Below are 19,441 nucleotides of genomic sequence, written 5' to 3' on the forward strand. Positions count from 1 at the left end.
CTTTCGCCGCGTCCCGATCTACTATGCGAACAGACGTTCGATTAATGCGCTGTGGATCCCACGGAGTCCCGCTGGAGCCCGGGCGCATCGGTGCAGGAGGGGTTGGTGGTCGTGATCGATGTCGAGGCGCTGCTGGGCGGGGTCGTCACCGTCGACGCATGTGATTTGCCCGATGCGGAGGTCGCGTTGCTGGTCGTTGACGTCCGTCGGCTGGTCGACGCCACCGACGCGCTGTGGATCCGGCTGCTGGCCGAGTTCGACCGGCGCGGCCTGCGGCGGCTCGACGGCGCCCGGTCGGCTGCGGCCTGGCTGCGTCGGGAATGCCGGCTGGTGCACCCCACGACGGCCACGGCGCTGGTGGTCGCGCATGCCACCGAGGCGCTGCCGGCCTCCGGCGCGGCCTTCCGCGCGGGCACCATCAGTTTCGAGCACATGCGGGCGATTGCACCCGCCGCCGCACCGGAACGGCGCGAGGCCGCGTTGCGGGCCGACCCGATCTTCGCGCGAGCCGCACTCTGGATGAACTCGCGCCAGATGAGCAACGTCGTGCGCACCTGGATGCAGTTGGCATGGATGATCGCCGCGATCGATTGGCGGATGCGCAGGGAGAGACGGCCCGGCGCGCAGGCGTCTCCGGCTCGGACCCCGGGTCAGTGGGGTCCGAGGGCACTGGGAGGTGGGGCGTGGTGGCCCCGGTGGCCGCTACAGCGGAATGTTGCCGTGGACGTTCTTGTCCGCGCGGGCGTCGGTGAGCGCGCTGGCCAGCGCGGAGGCGACGGCGCCTCGGGTCGCGGCCGGGGTGACGACCGCGTCGACCACACCCAGCTCGACGGCCCGGTCGATGCCGCCGACGGTGCGGACGTGTTCTTCGGCGAGTTCCGCCAGCACGTCCGGCCGGAGCTGGACCGGGACGTCGGCAAGCGTGCGCCGGTGCAGGATGCCGACGGCGGCCTCCGCACCCATGACGGCGATCTGCGCCGTCGGCCAGGCGAACACGGCCGTCGCCCTGAGCGAGCTGGCGTTCATCGCGATATACGCGCCGCCGTACGCCTTGTGCGTCACGACGGTGACCCGGGGCACGGTGCACTCGGCGAAGGCATAGAGCAGCTTCGCCCCCCGGCGGACGACGCCCTCCCACTCCTGCCCGACGCCCGGCAGGTAGCCGGGGACATCGACCAGGACGACCAGCGGCACGCCGAACGAGTCGCACATGCGTACGAAGCGTGCCGCCTTCTCGGCGGAGGTGGCGTCGAGGCAGCCGCCGCGGCGCAACGGGTTGTTCGCGACCACGCCGACGGTGCGCCCGCCGAGCCGGCCGAGCGAAGTCACGATGTTCGGGGCCCACTTCGGGTGCAGCTCGATGCCTTCGTCGTCCAGCACGGCGTTCACCAACGGCCGCACGTCGTAGGCGCGCCGTGGGTTCTCGGGCAGCAGCTCGGCGAGCTCGCGCCCGGCGACCTGGCCGATGTCGCGCTGGTCGGCGAGCAGGGTCGCGAGCGTGCGGGTGCGCTCCATCGCCTCGTCCTCGGAGTTGCACGTCACGTGCACGACTCCGCTGCGCTTGGAGTGGACCTCAGGGCCGCCGAGGCTGGTGGCCGTGCACTCCTCGCCGGTCACCGACCGCACCACGTCCGGGCCGGTGACGAAGACCTTCGCCTCCGGCCCCATGATGACGATGTCGGTCAGCGCGGGGCCATAGGCGGCGCCGCCCGCCGCCGCGCCGAGCACCAGCGAGAGCTGGGGGATGCGTCCGGAGGCCCGAACGGTCGCGGTGAAGATCCGCCCGACGCCGTCCAGCGAGGCGACGCCCTCTTGGAGCCGGGCGCCACCGGAGTGCCATATGCCGACGACCGGGCAGCCCAGTCGGACGGCGGACTCGATGGCGTGGACGACGCGGGCGCATCCGTTGCGCCCCATGGCTCCACCCTGTACGACCGGGTCGGTGGCGAATGCGACGACTTCGTTCCCGTCGACCAGGCCCTGGCCAGCGATCACACCGGATGCGTCGCCGGCGGCGAACAGGGACACCGTGCCGGCGTCGAAAAATCGGGCGAGCCGGGCCTCGGGCGTGCGGGGGTCAACTCGGTCGATCGTGGACAGACTCACCGTGCGTCTCCTTGCCTGAACGGCGCCGGACCGGTCTGTCGGCCGACGCGCGACCACCTGGGATACGCGCCGGGACCCGCGAAACACTCGGTCCGGCGACGATGGGCGCCCGCCGCACCGGCGGGCGTTGCCGTGGCGGCGGTGGGGCGGTCGGCGTCACGGCGACGTGTGATGACTGCGATGTGCAGATCTGGTGCGGAACTTGGCGACGGTGCTGGGGTGGTGCTGAGCAGTCCGGGCACCCGCTCGGTGGACCACTGTCTTTGTGACGGCCGGCGGATCCGGATCTACGCCCGGCTGGGCGCGGGATGCAGTTCCGCCGGCGTCCCGACGGCGACGGCCGGATGCGGGGCGGCATGCGCCATCCCCGGGATAGGGTCGTCAGACGGTGAAAGCCAGACAGACGTCGTGGCCGCCGAATCCGAACGAGTTCGACAGGGCCGCGCCCGTGCCGATCTTGCGGTTGTCGGTGCTTACGACGTCGAGAGCGATCTCGTCGTCGAGGGCGTCGAGGTTGCGGGTCGCCGGGACGATCCGCTCGCGCAGGGCCAGGATGCTGACCACCGCTTCCAGCGCGCCGGCCGCCCCGAGCAGGTGACCGGTCATCGACTTGGTCGACGTCACCGCGACCGCGTCAATGTGGTCGCCCAGGGCGGTGCGCAACGCTACCGCCTCGGCCAGATCACCCGCGGGGGTCGAGGTGGCATGCGCGTTGATGTGGACGATGTCGCTCGGCTCCAGCAACGCCGAGCGCAGCGCGGCCCGCACGGCCCGTGCGGCGCCGGCACCGGTGGGGTCCGGGGCGGCCACGTGGTAAGCGTCCGAGCTGATCCCGGCGCCTGCCAGTGCGCCGTAGACCCGAGCGCCGCGGGCGGCGGCGTGCTCGGCGGCCTCCAGGACCAGGATCGCCGCGCCTTCGCCGAGAACGAATCCATCCCGCCCCTTGTCGAACGGGCGGGACGCCGACTCCGGCGAGTCGTTGCGGCGGGACAGCGCCTGCATCTGCGCGAAACCGGCGATGGGCAGGGCCGCGATCGCGGCCTCGGTCCCACCAGCGATGACGACGTCCGCCCGGCCGGCCCGGATGATGTCCAGTCCGAGGGCGATGGCCTCCGAGCCGGACGCGCAGGCGCTGACCGGCGCGTGTACGCCAGCCTTCGCCTTGAACTCCAGGCCGACCGTGCTCGCCGGGCCGTTGGGCATGAGCATGGGCACCACGTGCGGGGAAACACGCCGGGCACCCTTCTCGCGCAGCACGTCGTGCTGAGTGAGAAGGGTGATCACCCCGCCGATCCCGGAGGCGACGCAGGCCGCGAGGCGCTCCTGGTCGACCTCGGGCGAGCCCGCGTCGGCCCACGCCTCGCGCGCGGCGACCAGCGCCATCTGCTGGCTGCGGTCGAGGGTACGTGCCTCGACCCGGGCCAGCGGAAGCTCCGTCGCGAGCGGCGCGCCGATCTGGACCGGGAGTTGCTCGATCCATTCCTCGGTGAGCCGCCGGGCGCCGGAGCGGCCCGCGAGTAGACCCTCCCACGTCGAGGCGACATCGCCACCGAGGGGAGTGGTTGCCCCGAGGCCGGTGACGACGACCTGCCTAGGGGTTGTGGTCACGCCGCCACACCGGCCCGCTGGATGTACGAGACAGCGTCACCGACGGTCTTGAGGGACTTCACGTCGTCGTCCGGGATCTTCACCGAGAACTTCTCCTCGGCGGCGACGACCACCTCGACCATGGACAGCGAGTCCACGTCTAGGTCATCGATGAAGGTCTTCTCAGGGGTGACATCGGCGGGGTCGACACCGGCGACCTCTTCGAGGATGACGGCAAGACCGGCGAGAACATCCTGGGACACGGTAGTTCCTCCTGTGGGATCTGGGCTGGTGGCGGTGGCTGCGCGCGATCAGGCGATCGTCGCGGGCATGCGCCGGAGAGCTGGTACCTGGGGCAGGGGCGTGGCAGGCCCGATCATCGGCCCGCCATGGGCGCGGCACGGTGCGCAGGCAACCATGCCGCAAGGTCAAGCAGGGTCACGGGCATCGCACGACCTGCCCGCAGTAGGTCAGGCCGGCGCCGAAACCGAACAACAGCACCGGGTCACCCCGGCGGATCACGCCGGTGTCGAGCAGTCGGGCGAGCCCCAGCGGAATGCTCGCGGCGGAGGTGTTGCCAGAGTCGACGACGTCGCGGGCGACGGCGGCCTTCGTGGCGCCGATACCCGTCGCGAGTGCCTCGACGATCCGCAGGTTCGCCTGATGCGGAACGATACCCGCGAGCTCGTCGGGCGCCACGCCGGCCCGTTCGCAAATCTGCCGCACGGTCGGCACCAGGGAGATCGCCCAGCGGAAGACCGCCTGGCCCTCCATGCGGAACATGTTGTCCCCGTAACCGGGGACGCGGATCACCTCCGGCCGGGAGCCGTCGTGACCCCAGACTGCGGGGCCGATCTCGTCGGTCTCGGCCGGGCCGATCACGGTGGCACCGGCGCCGTCGGCGAGCAGGATGCAGGTGCCGCGGTCATCCCAGTCCGTGTAGTCCGACAGTCGTTCGGTGGCGACGACGAGGACGTGCCGTGCGCTGCCGGCGCGGACCATGTCGGCGGCGGTCGACACCGCGTAGCTGAACCCGGCGCAGGCGCCGTTGATGTCGAACGCGCCGGCCCGGCCGGCCCCGATGCGGTGGGCGATCTGCGGCCCGGCACCGGGGATCTGCGACGGCGAGGTGCAGGTCGCCCCGATGACGAGGTCGATGGTGTCCGCCGTCAGGCCGGCGGCCGCGAGCGCCTTCTCCGCGGCGGCGGCGCCCATGGCGACAGTCGTCTCCTCCTCATCGGCGATCCGCCGGGTGGCGATGCCGGTGCGGCTGCGGACCCACTCGTCCGAGGTGTCCACCCGCTGGGCGATTTCGTCGTTGGTGACGACCCGCGCCGGGCGGTAGACACCGAGCCCGAGCATCCCGGCTCCGCTCAGGGGGCTCACGCCTGCGCTCCGACGAGGGCCGCGTCGCCAGCTCGCCCGTCCGGCGGCGTGCGTGGCGCTGGGGTCGCCGGTACCTCGCCGAGGCGGTCGGCGGCGATGTGTTCGGCAATCAGCTCGCGTGCGGCGGGCAGATCGTCCGGGCTCTTCACGGCGAGGATCTTCACGCCGGGCAGCTCGCGGCGGGCGATTCCGGCCAGTGTGCCGGCCGGGGGCAGTTCGATGACCGCGGTGACGCCGAGCTCGCGCAGTTCCGCCAGGCACAGGTCCCACCGCACCGGCGCGGCGACCTGGGCGACGAGCCGGGCGACGAGATCGGCCGGATCCGTGACGATCGTGCCGTCGGCGTTGGACAAGGTCGCGGCTCGGGCCGGGGCAGGCCGGATGCCGCCGGCGACGGCGCCGAGCGCGTCGCGCGCCGAGGACATGTGGTGGGTGTGGAAGGCGCCCGCGACGGACAGCGAGCGCAGCCGGACGCCCGCGGGCGGTTCCGCCGCGAGCCGGGCGAGGTCCTCCGTTGTGCCGGCGGCGACGATCTGGCCGGCGCCGTTGCGATTCGCGGCGGTCAGGCCGAGCTCGGCCAGCCGGACGAGCACCGCCTCCGGCTCTCCTCCGAGTATCGCCGTCATCCCGGTCGCGGTCCGCGCGGATGCCTCGGCCATCGCGCGGCCGCGCAGCGCGACTAGGACGAGTGCCTCCTCCGCCGAGAGGATGCCGGTGAGGGCCGCGGCGGTGATCTCACCGACGCTGTGGCCCGCCACGACGAGCGAGGCGGTCCCGACCGGGGCGGCGACCGGCAGCCCGAGCTGTTCGGCGGCGACGAGGCCGCTGGCGACGATCAGCGGCTGGGCGATCGCCGTGTCCCGGATCGTCTCGGCGGGCGCCTCACACCCGACCTCCAGCAGATCGATGCCGGCCGCAGCCGACCACCAGCGCAGCCTTTCCTCCGCCCCGGGGAGACCGCGCCAGGCACGGAGCTGTCCGGGGGTCTGTGCACCCTGACCGGGTGCGAGGATCGCGAGCACGTAACTACCTAACCCTTCGGGAGGACTACTTGTCGCTGGCGGCCACTCACCGATGTCCCGACCGGGCGTTGTAGGTGGTCTACAAACCGATCTGCCGCGACCGTGGATTCGTTCGTGCTGTGGTCATCGGGCTGGATTCGCGTGACAGACCAGCAGAGTGGCCCGATGTGACCGTTCTCGCACCGGGGTGCAATGACTCCGGAGCGATATAGTCGATCATGTTTTCCCTGTAGATAACACACCGTCGAGGCGTCCCAGGACGAGCGCAACATGCAGGATGAAACGCTCCCGATGATCCGCCGGGTCGAGACCGCAGACCTCCGCGGCTTTTCGCAGCCGGTAACGGACCGTGTTGGTATGGAGATAAAGGGCTCGGGCCGTGGCTTCCAGAGACGAACCGAAGTCGAGGTATGCCCCGGCGGTCTCCAGCAGCGGCGTGCCCGCGTCGCGTAGCGGAAGGTAGACCTCCTCGATGAGCGCCCGCCGGGCGTCGGCGTTCCCGGCCAGCGCCAGCTCCGGCAGCAGCGCCCGGGCCTGGACCGGCCGGGGCGCCGCCGGCCAGGCGGCGACGACGTCGGTCGCGGCGAGTGCCATCCGGGCTGCGCGCGGCGCACCGGTCAGGTCGGCGACGACTGGGCCGACGACGACCGGGCCGGGCCCGCAGGCGGGCAGCAGCACCCGGGCGGCGTCGAGGGCGGTGTGCACCTCGCCGGCGAGCAGCCGGTCCGGCGCCGCCCCGCCCTGGGCGCCGACGCCGCTCGGACCGCCGGCGGCCGCGGCGTCCCCGGCGGGGGTCGTCACCCCGTCTGGACGGCCGATGCCGTCGGAGCCGGTGGCGAACTGGCCGCCGACCACCATGACCAGCCGGTTGTGGTGAACCCCGGCGAGCACCTCCAGCTGGGCCATCCGGGCCAGCCGGTGCACCTCGTCGACCACCGCCTCCGGCGCGTTGCCCTCGGCACCGCCGACGATGACCGTCACCGCCGGGGGGTTACGCCAGCCCACCGCTGCCGCCCGCGATGGCAGCGCCCGGTCCACCTCGCCGCGCACCACGTGATCGACGACCAGCGCCTCCAGCCGGGCGTCCCAGGCGCCGCGTTCCTCGGCGGCGCGGGCGTAGACGACCGCCCCGGCGAAGGCGATGTCGCGGGAGTAGCGCAGGACGTCGGCAAGCAGCCGCAGCTCGTCCTCCGGACTGGCCAGGTTCGGCACCTCGGCCTCGATCGCCTCCACCGCGACCCGGACCAGATCGACCAGGCGGCGGAAGGTCACCGCCCGCACGAGCTCTCGCGGGGCGACCCGGAAGACGTCCTCCGACAGCTGGCGGGCATGCTCGGGCCGCCGGCACCATTCGACGAACGAGGAGATGCCGGCCTGCACCACAAGCTGGATCCCGGCCCGATGGCTCGCCGACATCGCCGAAAACCACGGCAGGACCTCGCTCATCCGCGCCGCGGCCCGGGAGGCGAGCATCCCACTGGAGCGTTCGACTCGACGGACGACGTCCTCGCCCGTGCCGCCGACGGTCGCGGCCGAACCCGCACCGTCGCCGGCCTCGCCGCCCGTCCGCTGGGTGTCCAGCGGAGGGATGCGTTGGTCCGGGTAGTCGTCGAGGGCGGGCAGCTCGCCGGGGGCCGCGGTGCCGAGCGCGGGGGTGCGCACGCCGCGCCTTGCTCGCCCACGGGCGGCGATGCGGCGTCGCGCCGCCGCCCGATCGGCCTCGGCCGGGGTGGGGTCGCCGTCCCGGTCAGGCGAGGCGAAGGGCTCCTCGGGTGAGGCAGAAGGCCGCTTCGGGGAGGCGTGCGGGTCGGCTGGTGGAACGGTCGGGTCGGTGAGCGAGGCGGATGTGCCGGTGAGGGAGTCGGGCCGGCCGTCCGGCGCGGCAGGCGGGGGCGCGGCGCGCGGCGCCGGCGGGCTGCTGCCAGATGTTTTCGCTGGTCGCGGGGACGCGCTGACGCGCCTGCCCGTCCCGTCCGACGGGTCCGAGGGGAAACCTGCCACGTCCGCCAGCATGCCTCAGCTCTCTGCCGAGGATGTGGATTGTCGTTCCCGAATGGCGGGCCACAGGGCCGATGACCCGGGTGGACGGGTGTGTTCAGGGTCGCGCGGGCCCGGCCCGAGGGTGCCGGAGCGGGGCGTCAGCCGCGAACGGGCCGCTGTTCGGCGTGTCCGGCTCAAGAGTGGCGGACCGGGCGGGTACATCCGGGAGGCGCCGCGCGCCCGGCCGCGGGGACCGGCGATGCTTGAGGGCATGCGTGACGTGAGCATCCAGGGTGACGCGATCCGGCTGGGCCAGTTCCTCAAGCTCGCCGACGTCGTCGACGTCGGGTCGGACGTGAAGGGGCTGCTGATGGGTGGCATGGTGCGGGTCAACGGAGAGGTGGAGAGTCGCCGCGGGCGCCAGCTCGTCCCGGGCGATGAGGTCGTGGTGCCGGGAGATCGGCTGCGGGTGGGCTGAGAGGCGGCCCGTCCGGCTGGAGTCGGGCGGTCTGGTTGGAGCTGGTTGGTCTGGTCAGAGCTGGTCGGAGAAGGCGTCCGCCCAGTCCCGGACCTTCGTCACGTATGCCCGGGTCTCCCCGATGTCGGGGATGCCGCCCGCGAGGCGCACGGTGTCCGGCCCCGCGTTGTACGCGGCGAGGACCAGGGAGACCCGGTCCCCCGGCAGGTGCGCGAGCAGTTCGGCGAGCCGCGACTCGTAGTACGCGGCCGACAGGATGGCGTCGCGGGGGTTCAGGGGGTCGGCCACGCCGTCGTCGTTGCCGTCGAGCCCGAAGTCCTTCCAGGTGGTCGGGAGGAACTGCATGATGCCGCGGGCGCCGGCGTTCGACACCGCCTTCGGGTTGAACTTGCTCTCGACGCGTGCCTGCGCGGCGAGCTGGGCGGGGGTCAGGATGCCGTAGGCGGTGGCGGCCGCCTGGAACACCGGGATCAGGTCGTCCGGCACGCGGTGGATCCGCCGCAGGACGCCGCAGCCCGCCACGAGCGTGACCGCGAGCAGGGCGGCCAGGAGTGCCCGCGGGGGCAACCGGTGGATCATGTGCGCATCTTCCATCTCCGCCGGCGGCGCCGTCGGCGCCGTCTGCGTGGTCCGGTCAGGTCAGGGCCGGTCCGGACGATCCGTGCTGTGGCTAGCCGACCAGGGACCGGCGCAGCGTGCCCAGGTCCGACTCGGTGAGCCCAGCATCGCGGGCCCAGGCGGCGGGACCGCCCCAGCTGGCGTCGATGCCGGCGAGGAAGCCCCTCATGACCTCCGGACGGCAGGACAGCTGGTCGGGGGTGAGCGGGGCGGTCGGTCGGTTGTAGGAGGGACGCTGCGCCAAGCGGGCGTTGACCAGGTGGATCCGCTCGTTGGTCTGGGCGTAGTCGGCGACGATCGCCTCGCGGTCGACCCCGGCGATGCTCAGCAGCAGGGCCGCGAGGACGCCGGTGCGGTCCTTGCCGGCCGCGCAGTGGAACAGCGCGGGGCCCGTGGTCGGCTGGGCCAGTACCCGTAGCGCCTGGGCGACGGCGGGGCCGGCGAGGCGCAGATAGTCCAGGTAGTGCTCGATGCGGTCGGCCGAGTCGAGGTCCCGGACGATCGCGGGAAACCGCGGGTCGTCCGGCATCACCCACTCGCCGGGCAGAAACGACAGGTTGTGATAGTCGATGGGTTCCTCGGCGAGGGGCCCCCGGCCTTCCCGCGCCGCCTCCTCCCTGGCTCGCAGATCGATGATCGTCCGCAGGCCGAAGGTCTCCCGCAGCAGGATGACATCGGTGTCGGTCAGGGTCTGCACCGAATCGGCCCGTAGGAACACCCCGTGCCGGGTGGCTGCTCCGTCGAGGGTGGGCAGCCCACCGAGATCGCGTACGTTGTCGCAGCCCGAGAGGTTGAACCAGCGCTCCACAAGGCAATCCTAGGACCACAGGCGGCACCGGCCGGGGCCGATATGGGGGAATCGGGGCCGGCGGTGAGTGCGGAGCAGGCCGAGGACGGGTGTGGTCAGGCCGTGGCCCCCGGCCCCCGATGCACTGGGCGGTGGCGCGCTCTCAGCGCGGTGTCGGGGCGTCGCGCTGGCCGGGCGGGAGACCGGCGCGGTCGCCGGGCAGCCGGGGCCGGTCAGGGGCGGCGTCGATCGGCCGGGCCGGTACGCCCGCGACGACCTGGGCGGCGCGGATGTCGTCGGTGACGACGGCGCCGGCACCGACGACCGCGCCGTCGCCGACGCTGCGGCGGGCGACGATGTTCGCCTGGGCGCCGATCCACGCCTGGGCGCCGACCGCCACCCCGCCGGAGATCCGCGCGCCCGGCGCGATCGTCACGTAGTCGCCGATGCGGCAGTCGTGGGCCACACTGGCGCCGACGTTGACCACTACGTGCCGGCCGGTGCGGACGTTCGTCGTGATGCTGGCCAACGCGCAGATCACGGTGCCGGGCCCGAGGCGGACGTCGCCGCCGAGGTTGGCGCGCGGGTGGACGAGAGTCGCCGGGCGCCGGCCGTGGACGCTGGCGTACCGGTCGACGCGCAGGCGGCCCGCGGCGTCACTGATGCCGATCAGGTAGTCGGCGTCGAGACGGCCGAGCAGGTCCAGCCCGCCGAGCAGGGGCGCTCCGCGGCGGGCGACCGGGTCGGGGTCCGCCGATCCGTCGTCGAGGAAGCCGAGGAAGGCGTAGCGGAGCTGGCTGTCGACCGTGTTGACCGCCTCGACCACGTCGAGCAACTCCCGACCGTGACCGCCGGCGCCGACGATGACCAGCGAGCGCGGGTGGTCGGGCACGCGGTGACCGTAAGCCCACGTCTCTACGAGTTCAACCTGACACTCACAGTGACGATCTGGCGAGACTCTCGGCTGCGTTCCGCGCGGAATGGTCGGCGGATCGAGTCGGCTCTACTACTATGAGCATCCTTCTGGACTCGAAGGGTGATGAATCGGTGAAGGTAGTCGTGACAGGCGGTGCTGGCTTCATCGGTGCCCACCTGACCAGAGCGCTGCTCGCCGCCGGGGCCGAGGTGGTAGTGATCGACGATCTCAGCGCCGGGGCGGTGTCGAACCTCGCGGGGCTGCCCGTGAGATTGGTGATCGGCAGCGTTACCGACTGCTCCCTGGTCGAGGAGGCGTGCACGGGGGCGGGCAGCATCGTGCACCTGGCCGCCCGGCCGTCGGTGGAGCGTTCGCTGCTCGACCCTATGGCCACCCACACGGTCAACGCGACGGGCACCCTGACGGTGCTCGGCGTTGCCCAGCGCGCCGAGACGCACGTCGTCGTCGCGTCCTCCTCGTCCGTCTACGGCGGGACGGGCCCGCTGCCCCGCGCGGAGGACACCCCCACGCTGCCGCGTAGCCCGTACGCGGCCTCGAAGCTCGCCGCGGAGAGCTACGCGCTGGCCTATCAGTCGGGATTCGGCCTACCGGTGCTCGCCGCCAGGCTGTTCAACGTGTTCGGCCCATACCAGTCGGTGGGGCACGCCTACGCCGCCGTCGTCCCCACCTTCATCGACGCCGCGCTCGCGGGAAGGCCGCTGACGGTGCACGGCGACGGTCGCCAGACCCGGGACTTCACCTACGTGGCGGGCGTCGCCGGCCTGCTGTGCGACGCGGCGATGCGCCGGGTGAGCCACCCACGGCCGGTCAACATCGCCTTCGGTACCCGCACGGACCTGCTCGCCGTCATCAGCGAGCTGGAGCGGATCGTCGGACGCAGGTTGAGCGTGCAGCACGGCGCGCCCCGCACCGGCGACATCCGCGACTCCCAGGCGGACACGGCGACGATGCGGGCGCTTTTCCCCGACGCGGCCGGCCTGGACCTCCCCGCCGCGCTGGCGGCGACGGTCGCCTGGTACGCCGACCGGACCGGCACCGCACCGGGCGTCAGCCCCGCAGCGGTGCCCGCAGCGGTGCCCGGAACGGCGGCATCCGAGCGGCGATGACCGCCGCCGCGTTGGCCGCTACGGTTATCGCGGCGCCTCCACCGAGACCCGGCTGGGGTCCGATCTCGCGACCGATCTCGCGACCGATCTCGCGACCGATCTCGCGACCGATCTCGCGACCGACCTCGTGACCGAATCCCCCGCCGAATCCGCCAGGGTCATGGCGTGGCCGGCCGGGCGGCGTCGGCGCGATCCGCCGTCGGCTGACGGGGAATCAGTCCGGCCGCCGATCGCTGGCCGGCCCCAGCAGCCCCAGCCCCAGCCCCGGTCCAGGGCACGGCGGCGCGGGCGGCTGTGACGTCGGGGGCCAGGGTGGTCGGGACGAGGGCGTCCTCGCCGGCCAGAGTGGCGAGCTCGGCCATGATCTCCGCCGGCGCGGCCCAGGGGTCGAGGGCGAGTACCCGGGTCGGGTCCAGCGGGGGCACGGCGACGTGAGAGATCAGGGGATGGCGCGGGCGCTGGTCGGTCTCGCCGGCGCCGAACAGCTCCTCGTGCAGCTTCTCCCCGCGGCCCAGCCCGGTGTAGATGATCTCGATCGGCCGGTTCTCGCGGGCCGCGAGCCGCGCGGCGACATCCGCGATCCGCACCGGTTCGCCCATGTCGAGGACGAGGGCCTCGCCGGCGGAGCCGAGGGCGCCGGCCTGCAGCACAAGCTGCACGGCCTCGGGGATGGTCATGAAGTACCGGGTCACGTCGGGATGGGTCACCGTGATCGGCCCGCCCACGGCGAGCTGGCCGGCGAAGACGGTGAGCACGGAGCCGTTGCTGCCCAGCACGTTGCCGAACCGCACGCTGACCAGCGTCCCGGTGGTCTCGCGGGCCAGCTGAGCGGTGAGCCGTTCGGTGATCCGCTTGGAGTAGCCCAGCGCGCTGACCGGGTTGGCGGCCTTGTCCGTCGAGATGTTCACCAGCCGCTCGACGCCGCAGGCCACGGCCGTCTGCAGGATCGCCAGGGTGCCCCAGACGTTGGTCTTCACCGACTCACCGGGGAAGCGTTCGAGCAACGGGAGGTGTTTGAGGGCCGCGGCGTGGAACACGACCTGCGGGCGACGCTCCATGAACAGGGTGGTGACGAGGTCGAGGTCGCGGATGTCGCCGAGCACGATCGTGTCGTCGTCGAGCATCGCGCGGCCCGAGATCGACAGCTGCACCGCCCGCAGCGCGGACTCGTCCCGATCCATCATGATCAGTTCTTCCGGGCCGTAGCCGGCGATCTGCCGGCACAGCTCCGAGCCGATCGACCCGCCCGCGCCGGTCACCAGGACCCGGCGGCCCACCAGGTAACTCGCGGCGGCGGCGACGTCGGTGCGGACCTGGCGGCGGCCCAGTAGGTCGGCGAGATCCAGGTCGCGGATGTCGCCGACGCCGACCCGCCCTTCGATCAGATCGCCGACCTTGGGTAGGACTTTTACCCTGAGGCCCGCGCTCTCGGCGATTCTGCTGATCTCCCGGAGTAGTCCGGCCTCCGCGCTCGGGATGGCCACCAGCAGGGTCCTGGCGCCGGTGGTTGCCGCGACCCTGCCGATCGCCTCCCGTCCGCCGAGTACCCGCACCCCGAAAAGCCGCAGGTTGTGCAGGTTCGGGTCGTCGTCGAGCAGTGCGACGGGGTAATAGGGGCTGTCCTGGGTGCGCAGCATCGCCGAGAGGACTCCTTCGGCTCCGTGGCCGGCGCCGAAGATCAGCACCGGCTCGGCGCTGTCCCTGTTCGGCCGGCGCAGTTGTTCCTCCAGCAGCCGCCACAGGTAGCGCACGCCGAACATCACGACCAGGGTCACTGCGCCGCCGAGCGGCGGCACGCTCAGCGGCATCGGGCGCGGCGAACCGAACGCGACGATGACGACGAGCACACCGATGATCGTCAGCAGCACCGCTACGAGCAGCCCGAGGACCTCCTCGAAGCCACCGAACCGGTAGCGCCCCAGATAGAGGTGTAGCGCCGTGCCCAGGAAGTGGAGCAGGCAGACCGCCAGGGCGCAAATCACCCAGAAGTCGAGGTCGGCCAGGACATCGCGGGCGAAGTCAAACCTTCCGAGCTGGGCGGCGGTGAGACCGATGATCACCGCCGCGCTGTCGAGGGCGATCTGTAGCTCGACTCGCTGGCGGAGGTTGAGCCGCGAGACGCGCCGCGCGAGGTGAGCTGTCCGTCGGTCGCCGACCGTTCCGTCTACTCTACGTCTCCACATGATGCCATAGAGTAAGCATGACGGAGAGTAAAAGAATCGCTACCCATCGAGTATGTTGAGGTAGTCCTCGATGACGGTCAGTGGTCGTCATATACATCCCGGGAGGGTGGTCGACGAGTGGAACTGCGTGACTATGTCCGCGTCCTTCGCCGCAGCTGGATGCTCATGGTGGCCTGCATGGTGCTCGGCGGCCTGCTTGCCGCCACCACGACCTGGCGGACGACGAAGGAGTACGCCGCCTCCGTGACCATGGTCGTCTCCTCGCCCGACAACGCCGAGGGCGCCGCATCGGCTTACCAGGGCAGCCTGCTCTCACAGCAGCGGGTGAAGTCGTACGCGAACCTCGTGGCCAGCGAGCGGGTGGCGGCCTCGGTCATCGACCGGCTCCACCTGAAGACGACCCCGGAGATGCTGCGGGGGCAGATCTCCGCGCAGGCGGTCCCGGACACCGTGCTGTTGCGGGCCACCGTCCGTGACCGGGTGCCGAGAAGGGCCCAGTCGATCGCCGACGCGGTCGGCGAGTCGTTCTCCCTCGCCGTCGCGCAGATCGAGGCGCCCACGGACGACGAACCGCCGTCCGTGCGGGTGAGTGTCTGGGAACGCGCCAAGTTGCCGGTCACGCCGATCTCGCCGCAACCGACCCGCAACCTGGCTCTCGGCGTGCTGCTCGGGCTGATCGCCGGCATCGCGGCGGCGCTTGTCCGCTTCCGCCTGGACACCAGCATCTCCGGGGAGGAGGACGCCCGGGAATCGACGGATCTGCCCAACCTTGCCATGATCGCCTACGATGCCGACGCGGTCCGCCGGCCGCTCATCATCAACGCCCGGCCGCACTCCGCCCGCGCGGAGGCCTTCCGCCAGCTGCGCACCAACCTGCAGTTCGTCGACGTCGACGCCGGCCCCCGGTCGATCCTCGTCAGCAGCTCTGTGCCGGGCGAGGGCAAGACCACCACGATCTGCAACCTGGCGATCAGCCTGGCCCAGGGCGGTGCCCGGGTCTGCCTGATCGACGGCGACCTGCGCCGGCCGTCGTTCGGTGAATACCTCGGCGTCGAGTCCGCGGCCGGTCTGACCTCCGTCCTCATCGGCGCCGCCGACCTCGACGACGTGCTGCAGCCATGGGGCGAAGGCCGGGTGGGAGAGGGCCGGGTCGAGGTGCTCGCCTCCGGGCCGGTCCCCCCGAACCCCAGCGAACTGCTGGGTTCCAAGGGCATGGCCGACCTCATCGAGCTGCTGCAGGCTCGGTTCGACATCGTGCTGATCGACGCCCCGCCCCTGCTGCCGGTGACCGACGCCGCGGTGCTCGCGACCCGGGCCGAGGGGGTCCTGCTGGTGGCCCGAGTCGGCCGGACCAGCCGCGAGCAGCTTCGCCGTGCCGCCGAGGCGTTGCGCGCGGTCGACGCCCGGATGGTCGGCACGGTGCTGAACATGGTCCCGACGAAGGGGCCGGACGCCTACTACTTCGGCCAGTACAGCAACTACGCGCCGCGGGGCCGACACGCCCGCGCGGCGACGGTCCGGGCAGCCGGCATCCCCGCGCCGGACGTCGGCGTCGGGCCCGCCCGACCGATCGGGGCGCCCGTGTCGGCGGGCACATCGTCGGCCGCCGCGTCGGGACGTTCTGGCGGCACCCGGCCCGCGGGCGGGGACCGTGGGCGTGAGGCCGTCTCCGTGCCGGCCGCGCGGGAACCGATCGACGCGGACCCGCCCGCGTCGGCGGAATCCGGCGAGGTGGGCGACCTGGCCGGCTCCGCTGCCCCGGGACGGGCCCGTACCCGTCGGGGTGAGACTCAGCCGGGAGAGGCCGGCAGGTCGGGGAGGAAGCCGTCCGCGGATCGCCCGACGCCCGACGCCCGGCCCGACGGCTCGGCCGGCACCGGCAGTCCGGGTGGTACGGACAGCCCGGGTGGTACCGGCTCCACCGCGGCGGCGGTCGGGCGCGACTCCGCCCGACCGCCGTCCAACCGGTGACGGCTGGGAATTCGGGGGCGAAAGGATCCGGGAACAGCAGTGCGGGCGGGCGCCCGGACGCAGGGCAGGCCATTCCGCGCCAGCTCGGCGTGGAATCCGCCCCGGACGCCGCGCCGCGCCGGGCTGGGGTGCGCTCGGCGTCCTCGGCGGGCGGGTCGGCGGACCGGGGTTCGGCGGCTCTTGCGCCCGGGACTGTCATCGCTGCCCCCGGTGAGGTTGGCGCGCCTGAGGCGATCGGCGCGTCCGAGGCGAGGGGTGTGGCGGATGCGGCCGGCGAGCGGGCCGTGGCCGGCGCGGGCGGCGGGCAGCCCGCGGGCGGAACGGGGTCGTCCCGCCGACGCGGCCGATGGGCCCGCTGGCTGGTCGGGGGCCTTGCTGTCGCGTTCGCCGTGATCGTGGGCCTCGCCGGCTGGGTGGCCGTCCGCGGCCTGATGGCCCGCTCGCAGCTCGACGAGGCCCGCACGCGCATCGCGACGTTGCAGCGGCAGGTTCTGGCCGGAGACATCCCGGCTGAGGGGGAGTTGCGGGCGCAGGTGGCGGGGATCGCCGAGCGGGCCCGGGCCGCCCGGTCGCTCACCGGCGACCCGGTGTGGTCGGCGTTCGGGCGGCTGCCGTGGGCCGGCTGCCCGCTGCGTTCGGCGGCGGAGCTCGTGCGGGCCGTCGACACGATGTCCGACGCCGGGTTGCCGGCCGTCGCGGATCTCGGCGGCGATCTCAGTCCGGACCGGCTGCGCCATCAGATGACGATCAACGTCTCCGCGTTGGCGGCGGCCCGTGTCCCGGCCCAGCGGGCCGCGGCGGCGCTGTCGGCGTTGTCGGTGGCCGCCGAGGGCACCGAGACCTGCGGCTGGCCGGGCCGGGTCAGCGGCGTCGACGACGCCCGTGCGGAGGTGATCGATCGCGGGCGGACCCTGTCCGGGGCGTTGGACAGCGTGGCGCTGGCGGCCCGGATTGGGCCGGACATGCTCGGCGCCTCTGAGCGGCGGCGCTATCTGCTGGTCGTCCAGAACCCCGCCGAGTCGCGGGCGACCGGCGGGATCATCGGTGGCTTCGGCCTGCTGACCGCGGATCGGGGGCACCTGTCCCTCGAAGGCATCTCCGGCAACGGCTCGCTGCCCGGCGGCCCCACCCAGAAGACCCCGACCACCGCGCTGCCGGGCCCGTTCGCGGCGCGTTACGGCTCGTTCTGGCCGGACCGGGTGTGGGCCAACGCCAACCTGACGCCCGACTACCCCACGGTCGGCAAGCTCTACTCGCACCTCTACCAGGCCGGGACCGGCATCGACGCGGACGGCACCATCAGCGTCGACCCGACCATGCTGTCCTATCTGTTGGCGGCCAGCCGGCCCGCGGTGCTACCCGACGGCCAGGTCGTCACCGCGGCAAACCTGGTCGACCTCGTCGAGTCCAAGGTGTATGCCCGCATCCCGACGGTGGCTGCCCGAGACCGTTTCTTCGCCCAGGTGGGTCAGGCCGTCTATGCGGCGGTGGAATCGGGTAGCGCAGACACGATGAAGCTGCTTTCTGCCATGTCCAGGGCCGCCGGTGAGGGGCGACTCAGCCTGTCAAGCAACCATGCCGATGAGCAGGACGTTCTTTCGGCGACCACGCTGGGTGGCGCGCTGTCAGCGCAATCCGGCCCGTTTCTCGCCGTCGTCACGCAGAACGCCACGGCGAGCAAGCTCGACTACTGGCTTCGCCGCCGGACCAGCTATCGCGTGCAGCGGCTGCCGAACGGAGCCGGCGCGGTGACGATCGCCGTCCAACTGACCAACGTGGCACCCGAAGGCCTGCCGGAGTACGTCCGCAATCGCGAGGATATCCGGGGTTCGGGCGGCAACCCGCAGGCCCAGAACAACCTCTGGCTGTCGGTGTACACGGGTCGGGACAGCCTGTTCGCCGGCGCACATCTCGACGGTCAGCCGGTCGGGCTGACCAGCGGTGTCGAGGACGGCCTGCCCGTCGTCTCCACTTACCTGACCGTTGATCGCGGCCAGACCAGGACGCTGGAACTCAAGGTGCTGGAGCCACAGGCGGGCCCCGCGCTCGCGGTCCGTCCCCAGCCGTTGCCGGTTCCCGAGCGCCTCGACGTCGAGGGGGTGCCGGTCACTTCTCTTTGGTCATGCAGAGTCAAAAACTGACTACGGAAGGTTGTAGACACTGAGAGTAATCATCGATACTCTCCGTGTAGTCAATCATCCAACTGCTTGACCTGATGATCCGCAGGGAGAGTGCCTGTATGAAGTTCCGATCCCTCGGAGTCGCGCTGGTGGCAAGCGGCGGCATGGCGCTCGCCGCCCTGCCGGCTTCTCCAGCCGCGGCGTTCGACAAGCCCATTTTCGGTCCCGACGACCCGGGTGACCCGGGCGGCGTCTATCCGCCGGTGGGCGTCGCGTGTGCCGGTCCGATCGGGGCGGGTACCGTCGACGATTCCGTCGTCACTGTCGGTGAGACCGTGACGTTCAGTGGTTGCGGATTCCTCCCGGGCACCGAGGTCGAGATCTCGCTCGACGGGGAGTACCTCTACCGCGCACAGTCAACGGGCGGCACGGGTGGGTTCAGCGTGCCGGTCAACCTCCCCAAAACCGGCCAGCACACCATCACCGCGGTCGGCGAAGGCATCATCGCTCCACTGCCGGCCACGCCACCGCAGGCCGTCGCGCCGGCCGTCACACCGGGCGGTCCGGTCCCGCCGGCTGTGCCCGGCGGCCCGGAGTCGCTCGACAATCAGAGCATTTCGGCTGACCCGGGTCTGGTTGCCGGGCCGGGGAGACCAGGCGTCCCACTCGGCTATGAGCCGGGCAAGGACAAGCCGATCCTGCCCCCGATCAACATCGGGCTGGCGGCTCCGCTCACGCCTGCGAAGCAGGCGTTGCAGACCCGCGTCGTCAGCGCCTCCGTGCTGGTAATCGGGTTCGGTGAGGACGGCATCGAGGGCCTGCCGTTCAACCCGAGCTGGATCGGTAACTGGATCGGCGACTGGGTGTTCGACCACGACGGCAAGCGTCGCGACGACCGCGACGGCTGCGTCGGTGGCAAGGACGGCGTCGGCAGTAAGGACGGCGGTGACGGCAAGGACGGCGTCGGCGGCAAGGATGGCTTCGACGGCGGTAAGAACATCAAGGACGGCTTCGGCGACGGTCTGAACAACGGCTTGAACAACGTTTTGAACAACGGCAAGCTGCCTCAGGCCGATGAGCTGAACGGCGGTGACGGCAAGGACGGCCGTGACGGCTGGAACGGCAAGGACGGCAAGGACGGCAAGGACGGCAAGGACGGC

The 19,441-nt window shown here is 72.2% G+C and carries 14 protein-coding genes and 1 pseudogene; 5 read left to right on the plus strand and 10 right to left on the minus strand.

The window, feature by feature from the left end; all coding sequences use genetic code 11:
* Positions 1–702 precede the first annotated feature (702 nt).
* The 6 genes from G6R25_RS05760 to G6R25_RS05785 all read right to left on the minus strand — a co-directional run bounded on the left by G6R25_RS05760 (position 703) and on the right by G6R25_RS05785 (position 8,114).
* Positions 703–2,106 carry an acyl-CoA carboxylase subunit beta gene (locus G6R25_RS05760; RefSeq protein WP_163552154.1) on the minus strand — a complete coding sequence of 468 codons (1,404 nt, stop codon included), beginning with the start codon at positions 2,104–2,106 and terminating at the stop codon, positions 703–705.
* A 381-nt stretch (positions 2,107–2,487) separates the two neighbouring features.
* Positions 2,488–3,714 carry a beta-ketoacyl-ACP synthase II gene (gene fabF, locus G6R25_RS05765; protein WP_163552155.1) on the minus strand — a complete coding sequence of 409 codons (1,227 nt, stop codon included), beginning with the start codon at positions 3,712–3,714 and terminating at the stop codon, positions 2,488–2,490.
* A complete protein-coding gene (locus tag G6R25_RS05770; protein ID WP_136447177.1) occupies positions 3,711–3,956 on the minus strand; it encodes an acyl carrier protein in 246 nt (81 codons plus the stop codon). The genes fabF and G6R25_RS05770 overlap by 4 nt, the downstream gene beginning before the upstream one ends.
* Before the next feature lie 175 nt (positions 3,957–4,131).
* A complete protein-coding gene (locus G6R25_RS05775; protein WP_205446893.1) occupies positions 4,132–5,055 on the minus strand; it encodes a beta-ketoacyl-ACP synthase III in 924 nt (307 codons plus the stop codon).
* Positions 5,056–5,075: 20 nt separating this feature from the next.
* On the minus strand, positions 5,076–6,101 hold the full coding sequence (locus G6R25_RS05780) for an ACP S-malonyltransferase (protein WP_163552156.1): 1,026 nt from the start codon (positions 6,099–6,101) through the stop codon (positions 5,076–5,078).
* A 216-nt stretch (positions 6,102–6,317) separates the two neighbouring features.
* Complete coding sequence (locus G6R25_RS05785) at positions 6,318–8,114, minus strand: PucR family transcriptional regulator (protein WP_235947547.1); 1,797 nt, start codon at positions 8,112–8,114, stop codon at positions 6,318–6,320.
* Between the two features lie 226 nt (positions 8,115–8,340).
* On the opposite strand from G6R25_RS05785, the gene G6R25_RS05790 reads away from it, so the two are divergent.
* A complete protein-coding gene (locus G6R25_RS05790; protein ID WP_235825792.1) occupies positions 8,341–8,559 on the plus strand; it encodes an RNA-binding S4 domain-containing protein in 219 nt (72 codons plus the stop codon).
* Positions 8,560–8,613: 54 nt separating this feature from the next.
* On the opposite strand, the gene G6R25_RS05795 is transcribed toward G6R25_RS05790, so the two are convergent.
* The 3 genes from G6R25_RS05795 to G6R25_RS05805 form a co-directional block, all read right to left on the minus strand.
* A complete protein-coding gene (locus G6R25_RS05795) occupies positions 8,614–9,138 on the minus strand; it encodes a lytic transglycosylase domain-containing protein (RefSeq protein WP_136447182.1) in 525 nt (174 codons plus the stop codon).
* Positions 9,139–9,229: 91 nt separating this feature from the next.
* Entirely contained in the window at positions 9,230–9,985 is a 756-nt protein-coding gene (locus G6R25_RS05800; RefSeq protein WP_163552157.1) for a tyrosine-protein phosphatase, read from the minus strand.
* Positions 9,986–10,127: 142 nt separating this feature from the next.
* Positions 10,128–10,856 (minus strand): NeuD/PglB/VioB family sugar acetyltransferase, encoded by a 729-nt coding sequence (locus G6R25_RS05805; RefSeq protein WP_163552158.1) that lies wholly within the window; start codon positions 10,854–10,856, stop codon positions 10,128–10,130.
* A gap of 155 nt (positions 10,857–11,011) precedes the next feature.
* On the opposite strand from G6R25_RS05805, the gene G6R25_RS05810 reads away from it, so the two are divergent.
* Positions 11,012–12,007 carry an NAD-dependent epimerase/dehydratase family protein gene (locus G6R25_RS05810; RefSeq protein ID WP_163552159.1) on the plus strand — a complete coding sequence of 332 codons (996 nt, stop codon included), beginning with the start codon at positions 11,012–11,014 and terminating at the stop codon, positions 12,005–12,007.
* A 158-nt stretch (positions 12,008–12,165) separates the two neighbouring features.
* On the opposite strand, the gene G6R25_RS05815 is transcribed toward G6R25_RS05810, so the two are convergent.
* On the minus strand, positions 12,166–14,190 hold the full coding sequence (locus G6R25_RS05815) for a nucleoside-diphosphate sugar epimerase/dehydratase (RefSeq protein WP_163552160.1): 2,025 nt from the start codon (positions 14,188–14,190) through the stop codon (positions 12,166–12,168).
* Between the two features lie 117 nt (positions 14,191–14,307).
* Between G6R25_RS05815 and G6R25_RS05820 the strand changes: the two genes are divergently transcribed.
* From G6R25_RS05820 to G6R25_RS05830, 3 genes and pseudogenes are all read left to right on the plus strand, one after another.
* Entirely contained in the window at positions 14,308–16,161 is a 1,854-nt protein-coding gene (locus G6R25_RS05820) for a polysaccharide biosynthesis tyrosine autokinase (RefSeq protein WP_163552161.1), read from the plus strand.
* Positions 16,162–16,418: 257 nt separating this feature from the next.
* Positions 16,419–18,302, plus strand: coding sequence for a DUF4012 domain-containing protein (locus tag G6R25_RS05825; protein WP_235947550.1), 1,884 nt, complete (start codon positions 16,419–16,421; stop codon positions 18,300–18,302).
* A gap of 74 nt (positions 18,303–18,376) precedes the next feature.
* Positions 18,377–19,441: pseudogene (locus tag G6R25_RS05830) on the plus strand (hypothetical protein); the annotation flags it as partial.

The sequence above is a fragment of the Candidatus Frankia alpina genome (genome assembly GCF_902806485.1).
Taxonomy (GTDB): Bacteria; Actinomycetota; Actinomycetes; order Frankiales; family Frankiaceae; genus Frankia; species Frankia alpina.

Coding starts and splice junctions, on each gene's coding strand:
- G6R25_RS05775 (WP_205446893.1), bottom strand. CDS start 5,055: ATGCTCGGGCTCGGTGTCTACCGCCCGGCGCGGGTCGTCACCAACGAC.
- G6R25_RS05790 (WP_235825792.1), top strand. CDS start 8,341: ATGCTTGAGGGCATGCGTGACGTGAGCATCCAGGGTGACGCGATCCGG.
- G6R25_RS05815 (WP_163552160.1), bottom strand. CDS start 14,190: ATGTGGAGACGTAGAGTAGACGGAACGGTCGGCGACCGACGGACAGCT.
- G6R25_RS05785 (WP_235947547.1), bottom strand. CDS start 8,114: ATGCTGGCGGACGTGGCAGGTTTCCCCTCGGACCCGTCGGACGGGACG.
- G6R25_RS05795 (WP_136447182.1), bottom strand. CDS start 9,138: ATGATCCACCGGTTGCCCCCGCGGGCACTCCTGGCCGCCCTGCTCGCG.